The sequence below is a fragment of the Streptomyces sp. NPDC052012 genome, from assembly GCF_040689265.1.
Lineage (GTDB): Bacteria > Actinomycetota > Actinomycetes > Streptomycetales > Streptomycetaceae > Streptomyces.
In genome coordinates this window covers 335,644-348,381 of the sequence record NZ_JBFAXA010000005.1, presented here as the reverse complement: position 1 = coordinate 348,381, position 12,738 = coordinate 335,644, and the positions used below count along the sequence as shown (strand labels likewise).

The following is a 12,738-nucleotide window of genomic DNA, read 5'->3' as shown; positions in this document are numbered from 1 at the left end:
TGCCTGACCGCGCCGCACCGTGGGGACGGGGGCGGCGCGCACCCCCCGGCCGGGTGGGGTGCCCCTTGAGCGGAGGGGCACCCCACCCGGCCGCCGCAAGGGACCCATACGCGCGGTACGGCTCACCGCAGGAGACCGGTCCGAGCCGTACGGCTCAGACGTCCTGCCCGTTGCCGCCGCCCGACGCCGCCTCGATGCCCTCGGTGATCTCGTCGAGCACGGACTGCTTCTGATCGGTGTCCACACCGAAGCGGACCACCACGATCCGCTCGGGCTGCGCCGGGGAGGGGAAGGCGAGCGACTGGACGAATCCGTCGGAGCCCTTGCTGGTGACCGCCCTCCAGCGCACGAGATAGCCCTTCTGCCCGGCCACGGTGACGGCCTTCGAGGCGAGCACGTCGTGGGAGGTGATCTTCCCGTACGACGAACCCCCGTACGACTCCTCGGCGTTCTCGGCGATGTCCGCCTTGGCGACCTCCTCGGCGGTGGACCCGCGGGTGCCGAGCACCAGGGCCGGCGTCGAGTAGGCACCGCCCTTCGAGCACGTCTTGGACGTGTCGCCCGGGCACTTGTACGTCTCCTCCGACGACACCTGGGCGCCCGCCTGCATCTCCTGGCCGACCCAGCCGTCCGGGACCGGCAGACTGATCCCGCTCAGCGCGTCGGTCACCGACCCGCTCCTCACCAACGGCGGCTCGGAGCTCTCCGGCCCCGGACTCGCCCCACCCGAGCCCCCCGAGCCCCCCGAACCGCCGTCCGAGCCCCCGTCCGACCCGCCGCCCGAATCCCCGCCGGACCCCCCGGGCCCGCCGTCCTGGCCGCCCGGCCCGCCGAACGGCCCCTCCTGACCGCCCGGTCCGCCGCTCCGGCCCCCGGGGCCCTGTGAGCTCGCCGAACCACCGCCCCCACCGTCGTCGGCCAGCACGTACACGCCCACGCCGATGCTCGCCAGGACGGCGACGGCCGCGGCCACGGCTATCCCGATCCGCACCCCGCGCCCCCGTCCGGACGGCGGCTGCGCGGGCGGCGGAGGAGGCCACACGGCGGCCGACCCCACCGGGCGCACCTGATCCGTCCAGGCACCGCCGTCCCACCAGCGCTCGGTGGCCGGGCCGTCATTCGTCTGCCCGGGGTCGGGGTACCACCCGGGAGGAGTCAGCTGCGTCATGCCCCCACCGTAAGAGGCGTCCGTGAAAGCCGGATGAGAGAACCCCGCACTGTCCGCACTGCCCGTCATGTCCCGCCCCCTTGACAGCGGTTGACCGACAGCGCCCCAGGTGAGGCCACCGACGCGTCGACCCCCTGCCCCCCGAGTCACCCGTCACGGCAACTCCTGGTCCGACAGGTCACCGTTCGGGCACGTGGGGGACTACGCTCGACTTCTGTACGTCGTTCGGGCGACTTGGGGAGGTAGCGGGATGACGGAGGTACGGCCCAGGGCCGGCGCCTCGGCTTCCCTGTGGGAGCGCGACGCGGAGATCGCGGCCATCACACAGGCCGTCGACACCCTGTGTGCCGACCGCTCCTCGTCCGGCAGCCTGCTGGTGCTCCGCGGCGAGGCGGGACTCGGCAAGACCGCGCTGCTCGCGGAGACCCGCCGCATCGCCCAGCAGCGCGGCTGCACCGTGTGGTCCGCTCGCGGCGGCGAGACCCTGCGCTCCGTCCCCTTCAACGTCGTACGCCAACTCCTGCAGCCCGCACTGGTGTCGATGCTGCCGGAGGAGGCCCGCGAGTACCTCGGCGACTGGTACGACATCGCCGGACCCGCCCTCGGCATAGCGGAACCCGGCGAGCGGCACGCCGACCCGCAGGGCGTGTGCGAGGGCCTGGTCGCCGCGGTGCGCCGGCTGGCCCGCCGGGACTGGCCGCTGGTGCTGCTCATCGACGACGCCCACTGGGCCGACCAGGAGACCCTGCACTGGCTGGCCGCCTTCGCCGAACGGCTGGACGACCTGCCCGTGCTGCTGGTGGTGGCCCGCAGGCCCGGCGAGATCTCCGGAGTGAGCGCGCGCCACCTGGACGCCGTGGCCGCCGCGTCCGACCGGCCCGTCACCACCCTCAGCGCCCTCACCCCGGAGGCGACGGCCGGGCTCACCCGCGCCACCCTCGGCGAGCACGCCGACGCCGCGTTCTGCCGCGAGGTGTGGGCCGTCACCGGCGGTAACCCGTACGAGACCGTCGAACTCCTCGCCAAGCTCCAGGACAGCGAACTCGAACCGGTCGAGGCGCACGCCGGCGAACTGCGCGCGCTGAACCAGTCCGCCCGCGGCGGCGGCCTCGTCGCCCGCCTGGAGCAACTCGGCATCGACGCCACCCGGTTCGCCTGGGCCGCCGCCATCCTCGGCACCGGCATCACCGTCGACCTGGTGGCCCGCCTCGCCACCCTGGAGCACGCCGACGCCGTCCGCTGCGCCGAACTCCTGCGCAGCGCCCGCATTCTGACCGCCCCCGACCCGGCGGGCGCCCGCAGCGGACCGGCCGATCTGGAGTTCGTGCACCCGCTGATCGCCACCGCCGTCTACAACTCCATCCCCGACGCCCTGCGCCGTGCCATGCACGGCATCGCCGCCCGCATCGTCACCGACTCCGGGCGGGGTGCCGCCGCGGCCGCCCGCCACCTGGTCGAGGTGCATCCGGACGACGACGAGGAACTCGTCGAGCAGCTCCGCGAGGCCGCCCGCGAACACCTCGCCGTCGGCGCCCCCGACGCCGCCCGCCGCTGTCTGGAACGCGCCCTGGAGGAACCGCCGCGCCCCGAGGTCCACGCGCACGTGCTGTACGAACTGGGCTGCGCCACCTTCCTCACCGCACCCGCCCGGACCATCGGCCATCTGCGTGCCGCGCTCGGCATGCCCGGCCTCGACGGCGACCAGCGGGTGGACGCCGTGGTCCGGCTCTCCCAGGCGCTGCTGCACAACGACCAGATGGAGGAGGCCGTCCGCACCGTCGAGGCGGAGGCCGCCCGGCTGGAACCGGGCCCCGTCCGGATGCGGTTGCAGGCCGTGCAGTTCATGTGGGAGGGCATCCACGCGGGCGAGACCACCTCACCGGGCCGCTCCGAGCGGCTCGCCGAACTCGCCGCCACCTGCACCGGCCGCGACAACTCCGAGCGGGCCCTGCTGATCCTGCGCGGCTTCGACGCCATGATGCGCGGCGAGAACGCCGAGGAGATCGTCGAGCTGTGCGACCGCGCCCTCGTCAACGGCCGCCTCGCCCCCGGTCTCGGCTGGACCGACTCCGAGTGGGGCGTCGAACTCCTGCTCATGCTGGCCGGCGTGTACGCGTACACCGACCGCCTCGACCGCGCCGAGAGCCTCTACAACGAGGCCCTGCACGCCTACGAGTCGGCCGGCTGGAGCGGCGGTCACCTGGCCCTGGCCCACGCCTACGTCGGGCTCGGCCACCGCAGGCGCGGCCGGCTGGACGCGGCGGAGACGTCCCTGCGCGAGTCGCTGCGGCTGGCCGAACACGTCGGGCGGGGGCTGCCCTTGTACTGGACGGCCACCTGCAACCTGGTCGACACGCTGCTCGCCCGCGGCCATGTCGACGAGGCCTGGGCGGTCGCTGAACGGCACGGCTTCACCCCGCCCTACCCGTCCACCATCGTGCTGCCCGACCCGCGCTCGGTGCGCGGCCGGCTGCTGCTCGCCGTCGGCCGCACCAAGGACGGCATCAACGAACTCGAGGCCGCCGAGAAGGCCGCCGCGGCCCGCGGCCACCACAACCCCGTCCACGTCTTCTGCGCCGCCGACCTCGCCCGCGCACTGGCGACCGAGGACCCCACCCGGGCCGGACGGCTCGCCGTCGACGTGCGCCGCCGGGCCGAACGCTTCGGCACCGACACCGCCATAGGGGAGGCGCTGCGGGTGGCCGCCGCACTGGAGACCGGCCAGCGCGCGGTGCGCCTCGCCGCCCAGGCCGTGACCTACCTGGAGTCCTCGCCCTGCCAGTACGAACACGCGGCGGCCCGCGTCGAGTACGGCATCCTCGCCCGCTCCGAGCCCGACCTCAGACGAGGGCTGGCACTGGCCCGCTCGTGCGGCGCGGACGGCCTGGCAGAACAGGCCGAGGCAGAGCTCGACCCGGGCACGCACCTACGCTGAGCCCGCCCCGCCCCGCAAGGCCGACCTGGCCCGCGGAACCGGCTGGGCGAACGCGGAACCGGCATACAGCGGCGTCATCAGCCGCACTGAGGGTCGAGCCGGGCCCGCGTAACACGGAACCGGCTGCTGAGCCGAGCCGACCCGGGCCTCTGCCCGCGTCAAGGCCGAGCCGCCCCGCCGGGGCGCGGCGAGAGGCGGGCCGCGCGTGGAGCCGGCCCGGGCCATGGTGGAACCGGCTCATACAGAGGTGAATCCAGCCGCGCCGGCCCATCGGGTCCTGCCCGCGCCACAGCCGAGCCGGGCTGCCGGCGTGGCGGGGTTACGCCGGGCCTTCGGCTTCCTCCGCGAGGACTCGTTGGGCCGTCGCGAACGCCGAGTTGGCTGCGGGTACCCCGCAGTACACCGCCGTCTGCAGCAGGACCGCCCCGATCTCCTCGGGCGTGAGGCCGTTGCGGCGGGCGGCGCGGACATGCATGGCCAGCTCGTCGTAGTGGCCGTGCGCGACCAGCGCCGTGAGCGTGATCATGCTGCGTTCGCGGCGGCTGAGCGTCGGGTCCGTCCAGATCTCGCCCCAGGCGTAGCGCGAGATGAAGTCCTGGAACCGCGCCGTGAACGGCGTCTGCCGCTCCTGCGCCCGGTCCACATGGGCGTCCCCCAGCACCGCGCGGCGCACCTCCATGCCGCGCCGGGCGCCCCCCTGGAGGTGCGCGCGCAGCGCCGTCAGCACCGCCTCCGGGCACTGCGCCGGCGCCAGATGCGAGGCCCCCGGGATCTCCACCAGCGCGGCGTCCGGCACGGCGTCCGCGATCTCCCGCAGATGCTCCGGCGGAGTAGCAGGATCCTCCCGCCCGGCGATCAGCAGCGTCGGCACCCGGATCTCGGCCAGCCGCTCCCGCAGATCGAACGCGGCCAGCGCGTCGCAGCAGGCGGCGTACGCCTCCGGGTCGGCCTCCCGATGGTCGCGCACCAGCTCCGGCACGGTGAAGTCGCCCGCGAACCAACGGGCGTTCGCGCTCTCCGCGAGCTCCGCCAGCCCCTCGCGGCGCACCAGCTCCGCCCGCTCCTGCCAGGGCTTCGCCCCGTTGAAGTGCGCCGAGGAGCAGATCACGGCCAGCGACGACACCCGCTCGGGACGGTGCACGGCCAGATGCAGCCCCACGGCGCCACCGAGCGAGACCCCCGCGTACGCGAACCGCTCGATGCCGAGCGAGTCGGCGAGCGCGAGCACCAGCTCCGCCAGATCGCCCACGCTCGCGCCGGGGCCGATCAGCCCGGCCGGCGAACCGCCGTGCCCCGGCAGGTCCCAGCGCACCACCCGGTGGCCGGCCGACAGCTCGGGCGCCACCTTGTCCCACAGCGCGTACGAGGTGCCCAGCGAGGGCCCGAGCAGCAGCGGGGGGCCGGAAGCCGGGCCCTCGGTACGGTGATTGAGCAGCTTCCTTGTCAACGTCGCTCCAGAGCACGGTCGGTGAGGGCGGCAGCGGCGCCCGTGTAGCGGGTGGGGTCGGTCGCGGCGGCCAGGTCGAGGCCGAGGTCCTTCAGCTCCGGCTCGGCGGCGAGGAGTTCGCCGAGGGTGCGGCCCTCCTCGTACGTCCGCCGGGCCAGCCGGGTGAGCAGTTCCTTGGCGCGGGCGCGGCCGAGCACGGGGGCGAGCTCGGCCGACAGCCGCTCGGAGACGATCAGCCCGTGGGTGAGGCCGAGATGCTCGCGCATGGCATCCGGGTGCGCCTTCAGCCCCTCGGCGAGTTCGGCGGCGTCCCGAGCGGCACCGCCGGCCAGCCGGAGCAGATCCCTGAGCGGTTCCCACTCGGCGTGCCAGGCACCGGCCGGCCGCTCGTCCTCGGCGGCCATCGACCCGTACAGCGTGGCCGCGAGCTGAGGTGCCCGCCGGGCCGCCGCCGCGATCAGCGTGGCCCGCACCGGGTTGGCCTTGTGCGGCATGGCGGAGGAGCCTCCGCCGCTGCCCTCGCTCACCTCCGCGATCTCGGTGCGCGAGAGCGTGAGCACATCCGCGGCGAGCTTGCCCAGGGCGCCCGCCGTGAACGCCAGGCACCCGGCCAGATCGGCCACCGGGGTGCGCAGGGTGTGCCAGGGCAGCGCGGGCGCCCGGAGCCCGAGTTCCCGGGCGTAGGCGCCCGGCAGCTCAGTGGCGTCGTCCGCGCCGTACGCCGTGAACGCCGCCAACGTCCCCGCCGCGCCGGCGAGTTGTGCGGGCAGTGAGGCGCGCACGGCCGTAACCCGGTCCCGTGCGTCCAGCACCAGCGCACGCCAGCCGGCCGCCTTCAGCCCGAACGTGGTCGGCACGGCGTGCTGGGTGAGCGTCCGGCCCGGCAGCGCGGTGTCCCGGTGCTCGGCGGCCAGCCGGGCCAGCGCACGCGCACAGCGGTCGAGGTCGCCGAGCACCAGGGTGAGCGTGCGGCCGGCGACCAGCATCATCGCCGTGTCCATGATGTCCTGGCTGGTGGCACCCCGGTGCACATACGGGCCGTACGGTTCACCCACCGCCCGCGTCAGCTCCGCGACCAGCGGGATCACCGGGTTGCCGCCGCCCCGCGCCCGCCCGGCGAGCGCGCCGAGGTCGAAGCGGCCGGGGTCGGCCGCCCCCGACACCGCCGCCGCGGCCTCGGCCGGGGCGAGACCCAGCGCGGCCTGGGCCCGCGTCAGCGCCGCCTCCGCGTCGAGCAGCGCCCGCAGGAACGCCGTGTCACTCGTCGCGTCGGCGGCCGGGGAACCGGCCCACCCGGGGGCGAGCAGACCGGCACCGGAATCGGCTGATGTCACTGGAACTCCAGGAAGACCGTCTCGCCTTCGCCCTGAAGGCGGATGTCGAAACGGTACGTGCCCTGCCCCTCGTCCACGCCGATCAGCGTGTCGCGGCGCCCGGCGTCGACGCGCGAGAGCAGGGGGTCCGCCGCCAGCGCGGCCTCGTCGCCCGGCAGATAGATGCGGGTGAACAGATGCACCAGCAGTCCTCGCGCGAACACGCAGACACTCAGATACGGGGCGTGGCGGCCGCGCGCTCCGGGGCGCAGGGTCCGTGCGTACCAGTGGCCGTTCGCGTCGGTCTGGATGCGGCCGAAGCCGGTGAACTCCACCCCGTTGCGGCCGAGGAAGCCGCCGCTCGCCGGGTCCCGGCGCATCGAACCGTCCGTCGTGGGGACGTTGCCCTCGGGGTCCGGCCCCCACAGTTCCAGCAGCGCGTCCGGCAGCGGCCGTCCCTCACCGTCGTACACGTGCCCGTGCACGGTGATCGTGTCCGGGTGGCCGACGGGCGCGATGTCCTCGCCGCCGCGGAAGGGCAGCGCGTAGCCGTAGAAGGGGCCGACGGTGTGCGAGGGGGTGGGCAGCACGGTCTCCGGGCTGCCGGTGTCGATCTTCGTCATGCTGGTCAGCGCCCTTCTTCCATCCAGGTGGCCGTCGGCCCGTCGAGCACGATGTCCCAGTGGTAGCCGAGGGAGAACTCCGGCACCGACAGACTGTGGTCGTACGTGGCGACCAGCCGCTGCCGGGCCGCGTCGTCCGTCACGGACTGCAGGATCGGGTCGTACGGGAAGAGCGGATCGTTCGGGAAGTACATCTGCGTCACCAGCCGCTGGGTGAACGCCGAGCCGAACACCGAGAAGTGGATGTGCGCCGGACGCCAGGCGTTGACGTGGTTGCGCCACGGGTAGGGGCCCGGCTGGATGGTGGTGAAGCGGTAGAACCCGTCGGCGTCGGTGAGGGTGCGGCCGAATCCGGTGAAGTTGGGGTCCAGCGGCGCGTCGTGCTGCTCCCGCTGATGGGCGTACCGCCCGGCCGAGTTGGCCTGCCAGATCTCCACCAGCTGACCGCGCACGGGGCGGCCGTCGCGGTCCAGCAGCCGGCCGGAGACGGTGATGCGCTCGCCGATCGGCTCACCGTTGTGATGCCGCGTCAGGTCGTTGTCGATCTCGGTGATGTCCCGCTCCCCGAACGCGGGGGAGGACAGCTCCACCAGCTCAGGGTCCTGCGCCACGTCGATGGCGACGGGCGGCTGCCGGGGATGGCGCAGCACCGAGGAGCGGTAGGGGGCGTAGTCGCGGCGCGGGTGGTGCTCCACGGGCGCACCCTCGGCGCGACGCTTCTCGTACGCGGCGTGCGCGGCCGCGATCTCCTGGTCGATGTCGCCCTGTGTGAGTACGTCGGTCACTTCAGGCCCTCCGCGATGAGCAGTTCGGCGTCGGTCTTGGCGGTGATCTCCTCGACGGTCACGCCGGGCGCGGTCTCGACGAGGACCAGTCCGGCGTCGGTGACGTCGAGGACGCCCAGGTCGGTGATGATCCGGTCCACGCACTCCTTGCCGGTCAGCGGCAGCGCGCACTCCTCGAGGATCTTCGGCGAGCCGTCCTTCGCGGTGTGCGACATCACCACGATGACGGTGCGGGCCCCGTGCACCAGGTCCATGGCGCCGCCGATCCCGGTGACGAGCTTTCCGGGTATCGCCCAGTTGGCCAGGTCACCGCGGGCGGACACCTGCATCGCGCCCAGCACGGCCACGTCGATGTGCCCGCCGCGGATCATGGAGAAGGACAGCGCCGAGTCGAAGAAGGAGGCTCCGGGCAGGACGGTGACGGTCTCCTTGCCCGCGTTGATCAGGTCCGGGTCGATCCGGTCCTCGGTGGGGTAGGGGCCGGTGCCCAGGATGCCGTTCTCCGACTCCAGCACGACCTCCACCCCCGGCGGGAGGTGGTTGGGGATGAGCGTGGGCAGACCGATGCCGAGATTGACGTACTGCCCGTCCCTCAGTTCGCGGGCCGCCCGCGCCGCCATCTCCTGACGTGTCCAGGCCATCAGCTGCTCACCGTCCGCTGCTCGATCCTCTTGTCCGCGGCCTGCTCGGGCGTCAGCGCGACGACCCGCTGCACGAAGATGCCCGGCAGATGCACCGCGTCCGGGTCGATCCCGCCCGGCTCGACCAGCTCCTCCACCTCGGCGATCGTCACCCGGCCCGCCATCGCGGCGAGCGGGTTGAAGTTGCGGGAGGACTTGTTGAACACCAGGTTCCCGTGCCGGTCGCCCTTCGCCGCCCGCACCAGGGCGTAGTCGGTGCGGATGCCGCGCTCCAGCACGTACTCCACGCCGTCGAACTCGCGGACCTCCTTGGGCGGGGAGGCCAGCGCGACCCCGCCGTTGCCGTCGTAGCGCCACGGCAGGCCGCCCTCGGCGACCTGGGTGCCCACACCGGCCGGGGTGTAGAAGGCGGGGATGCCGGCGCCGCCGGCGCGCAGCCGCTCCGCGAGCGTGCCCTGCGGGATCAGCTCCAGCTCCAGCTCACCGGCCAGGTACTGGCGGGCGAACTCCTTGTTGCCGCCGATGTAGGAGCCGGTCACCCGGGCGATCCGGCCGGCCGCCAGCAGCACCGCGAGGCCGGACTCCAGCGCACCGCAGTTGTTGGAGACGACCTTCAGCCCGCCCACCCCGCGCTCGTACAGGGCCTCGATGAGCACGTTCGGGACACCGCTCAGCCCGAATCCGCCCACCGCCAGCGACGCACCGTCCGGTACGTCGGCCACCGCCTCCACTGCGGAGGCGACCACCTTGTCCATCGATCCGACCCCATCCCTTTCCGGCTCTGCCCAGCGACCGAGTTAGTCAGCGCACTGATTATTTCCGCGAGGTTGCCCTCACGCTGCCATCGGGAGCAGAAACCGTCAATACCTCGGCTTATTCGGCTTGGTCGTACGCCTGCCACCGCAGACAGCGCCGTCCGCGCCAGGTATTGTTCAGTGCACCGATGAATCGACCATGGGGGCGTACATGGCGGCGGTGGACCTCACCACCCACCCCGGGCACCTGGCCCGGCGGCTCCAGCAGGCGCACTACCTGCTGTGGAACACGATGGTCTCCGAGGAGATCACCTCGCCGCAGTTCGCGGTCCTCAACGCCCTCGTGGCCGAGCCGGGCCTGGACCAGCGCACCGTGGGGGAGCGGGTGGGCCTGGACCGGTCCACCATCGCCGAGGTGATCAGCCGGCTGCTGCGGCGCGGGTTGCTCGACAAGGTCCGTGATCCGCAGGACGGCCGCCGTTTCCTGCTGCGCCTCACCGACGACGGGGTGCGCACCCACCGCAGGCTGACGGTGCGCACCGCGCGGATGAACCAGGTCTTCCTGGCCCCGCTCGACGCGGACGAGCAGGCGGTGTTCTTCGACCTCATCCGCCGGGTCGCCGACGCGGCGGAGCAGCTGCGCAACCCCGGCGAGCCGGCGTCCGCGGCGGCCCCGCGCTGATCAGGACGCCTTCGCGTACACCACCCACACCTGGCCGCGGGCGAAGTTCATCCGCTCGCCCTCCGCGGTGGTGAAGGTGGTGCCCTCCTCGGCGGCCGGCCGGTTCCACAGCGCCTCGTGGGCACGGCCCCCGCGCAGCACCAGGGCCTCGCCCGAGCCCACCGTCTCCGTGTACGGCGTGTTGTTGCCGAGGAAGTCCTGGAACTCCGAGGGGCGTACGGTCACGTACTGCACGACCACCGTCGCCGGTGCCAGCGGCTCGCCTTCGTCGGTGAGCGCCGGGCTGCCGTCCATGGCCACCAGCCAGCGGCTGTCCGCCTCCGACCAGGTGAACGTGAAGCGGGCCGCCGGATAGCGCACCGTGTGGGTGTCCCTGGGGGCACCGTCCGCCGGCGGCCGGCCGAAGCGGAAGCCGGTGGTGAGCGCCTGCGGGCCGGGCGGGCGGTCCATCAGGCGTTCGGGACGCAGATACAGGTTGTGGGGGGCGGGGCGCCCGGTGCCGCGGACGTAGACACCGGACGCCGACTCGGGCGTCACCGCATGGAGCGGAGCCCCGTCGATCAACGGCATGAGCCTGCTCTGCGCGCCGGAGAAGGCCAGCACGGGCCGGTCGAACTGGCGCAGCAGCTCAAGATCGGCCTCCCGGGCGCTGCGCACCGGCCCGACCCGGTCCGGCAGCCGGGTGGCGTACACCGCCATCAGGCGGCTCATCCCGCCCTCGACCTGCTCGACGTACACCACGTCGGCTTCCTCGACCCCGGTGTGCGGCCGCGCCCCGCGGGCGTTGTCGATCTTCACCGCGAGCACCGAGGGGCCGAATCTCTCGCCCGGGCCCGGCTCGCGCGACGAGTGCCGGGGCTGCTGGGACGAGCCGCGCCCGTCGTCGCCCGGACCGCCCGGCACCGTGCAGCCCGCCGCCAGACCGGCCGCCACCCAGACCGCCAGGAGTGACCCCAGCGCCGTGCGGCGCCGTGTGCGCGCCCCTCGTCCCGTGCCCACCGTCGCCACCACGCCCCGTCATTGATTGTCTCGATTGTGCGCTTTTCTGATCGTCGGTTGCTATACCCGATCAGAAGCGACCCCGCGCGGTCGTTCCGCCGATCGGCCCAGCGGCACACGATTCGCCCGCGGGCCCCTCGGGTACCCGGCGCCCACCGCATGAGCGACACACCGGCCGGCACGGAGGGAGCACGCGGCGATGAGGGCAGTGACCTGGCAGGGAAAGCGGGACGTCCGGGTGGAGAACGTGCCCGACCCACGGATCGAGGAGCCGACGGACGCGATCATCCGCATCACCTCCACCGGGCTGTGCGGATCGGACCTGCATCTGTACGAGGTGCTCACCCCGTTCATGACGCCCGGCGACATCCTCGGCCACGAGCCGATGGGCATCGTCGAGGAGGTCGGCGCCGGGGTGCCGGACCTCCAGGTCGGCGACCGGGTCGTGGTGCCGTTCCAGATCGCCTGCGGCAACTGCTGGATGTGCCTGACCGGCCTGCAGACCCAGTGCGAGACCACCCAGGTGGGCTCCGAGGGCATGGGCGCGGCCCTGTTCGGCTACACCCGCCTGTACGGCGCGGTGCCCGGCGCCCAGGCCGAGTACCTGCGCGTCCCGCAGGCCCAGTACGGCCCGATCAAGGTGCCCGAGGGACCGCCCGACGACCGGTTCGTCTACCTCTCCGACGTGCTGCCCACCGCCTGGCAGGCGGTCGCCTACGCCGGCATCCCGCAGGGCGGCAGCATCGCCGTGCTCGGCCTCGGGCCCATCGGGGACATGGCGTGCCGTGTCGCACAGGTCAAGGGTGCCGGACGGGTGTTCGGCGTGGACCTGGTCCCGGAACGGCTGCGCCGGGCGCGGGAGCGGGGCGTGGAGACCTTCGACCTGAGGTCCTTCCACGACGAGAAGGAACTCGTCGAGGCGATCCGCGACCGCACCGACGGCCGCGGCCCCGACGCGGTGATCGACGCCGTCGGCACCGAGGCGCACGGCAGCGCGGCGGCCCGCATGGTGCAGAACGCCTCCGCGATGCTGCCCCGCAAACTGAGCGGCCCCATGGCGGAACGCTTCAGCATCGACCGGCTCGCCGCCCTGCACACCGCGATCGAGCTGGTACGCCGCGGCGGCACCGTCTCGGTCACCGGCGTCTACGGAGGCACGGCCGACCCGATGCCGATGCTGACCATGTTCGACAAGCAGATCCAGATGCGCATGGGCCAGGCCAACGTGCGCCGCTGGAGCGACGAGATCATCCCGTATCTCACCGACGAGGACCCGCTCGGCGTGGAGGGCTTCGCCACGCATCGCGTGGCGCTGAGCGACGCGCCGCACGCCTACGAGATGTTCCAGCAGAAGCAGGACGGCGCGGTCAAGGTCCTCATGCAGCCGTGA

11 protein-coding genes are annotated in these 12,738 nt (G+C 73.4%); 3 read left to right on the top strand and 8 right to left on the bottom strand.

Annotation, left to right across the window (positions count from 1 at the left end; all coding sequences use genetic code 11):
- Positions 1–154: 154 nt before the first annotated feature.
- On the bottom strand, positions 155–1,168 hold the full coding sequence (locus tag AB0412_RS13175) for a DUF2510 domain-containing protein (protein ID WP_366402632.1): 1,014 nt from the start codon (positions 1,166–1,168) through the stop codon (positions 155–157).
- Between the two features lie 250 nt (positions 1,169–1,418).
- Here AB0412_RS13175 and AB0412_RS13170 point away from each other — a divergent pair, with 250 nt between their 5' ends.
- Complete coding sequence (locus AB0412_RS13170; RefSeq protein ID WP_366402631.1) at positions 1,419–4,103, top strand: AAA family ATPase; 2,685 nt, start codon at positions 1,419–1,421, stop codon at positions 4,101–4,103.
- Between the two features lie 319 nt (positions 4,104–4,422).
- On the opposite strand, the gene pcaD is transcribed toward AB0412_RS13170, so the two are convergent.
- The 6 genes from pcaD to AB0412_RS13140 are packed head-to-tail and all read right to left on the bottom strand — an operon-like array spanning position 4,423 to position 9,667.
- On the bottom strand, positions 4,423–5,550 hold the full coding sequence (gene pcaD, locus AB0412_RS13165) for a 3-oxoadipate enol-lactonase (protein ID WP_366402630.1): 1,128 nt from the start codon (positions 5,548–5,550) through the stop codon (positions 4,423–4,425).
- Entirely contained in the window at positions 5,547–6,884 is a 1,338-nt protein-coding gene (pcaB, locus tag AB0412_RS13160; protein ID WP_366402629.1) for a 3-carboxy-cis,cis-muconate cycloisomerase, read from the bottom strand. The genes pcaD and pcaB overlap by 4 nt, the downstream gene beginning before the upstream one ends.
- Complete coding sequence (pcaG, locus tag AB0412_RS13155; protein ID WP_366402628.1) at positions 6,881–7,486, bottom strand: protocatechuate 3,4-dioxygenase subunit alpha; 606 nt, start codon at positions 7,484–7,486, stop codon at positions 6,881–6,883. Before pcaG ends, pcaB begins: the two co-directional genes overlap by 4 nt.
- A gap of 5 nt (positions 7,487–7,491) precedes the next feature.
- Entirely contained in the window at positions 7,492–8,271 is a 780-nt protein-coding gene (pcaH, locus tag AB0412_RS13150; RefSeq protein ID WP_366402627.1) for a protocatechuate 3,4-dioxygenase subunit beta, read from the bottom strand.
- Positions 8,268–8,912 carry a CoA transferase subunit B gene (locus tag AB0412_RS13145; RefSeq protein ID WP_366402626.1) on the bottom strand — a complete coding sequence of 215 codons (645 nt, stop codon included), beginning with the start codon at positions 8,910–8,912 and terminating at the stop codon, positions 8,268–8,270. The genes pcaH and AB0412_RS13145 overlap by 4 nt, the downstream gene beginning before the upstream one ends.
- Entirely contained in the window at positions 8,912–9,667 is a 756-nt protein-coding gene (locus AB0412_RS13140; protein ID WP_366402625.1) for a CoA transferase subunit A, read from the bottom strand. Before AB0412_RS13140 ends, AB0412_RS13145 begins: the two co-directional genes overlap by 1 nt.
- A gap of 211 nt (positions 9,668–9,878) precedes the next feature.
- Between AB0412_RS13140 and AB0412_RS13135 the strand changes: the two genes are divergently transcribed.
- Complete coding sequence (locus AB0412_RS13135) at positions 9,879–10,349, top strand: MarR family transcriptional regulator (RefSeq protein WP_366402687.1); 471 nt, start codon at positions 9,879–9,881, stop codon at positions 10,347–10,349.
- Here the strand turns inward: AB0412_RS13135 and AB0412_RS13130 are convergent, their stop codons facing one another.
- Entirely contained in the window at positions 10,350–11,357 is a 1,008-nt protein-coding gene (locus AB0412_RS13130; RefSeq protein ID WP_366402686.1) for a DUF3048 domain-containing protein, read from the bottom strand.
- Positions 11,358–11,547: 190 nt separating this feature from the next.
- On the opposite strand from AB0412_RS13130, the gene AB0412_RS13125 reads away from it, so the two are divergent.
- On the top strand, positions 11,548–12,738 hold the full coding sequence (locus AB0412_RS13125) for a zinc-dependent alcohol dehydrogenase (RefSeq protein WP_366402624.1): 1,191 nt from the start codon (positions 11,548–11,550) through the stop codon (positions 12,736–12,738).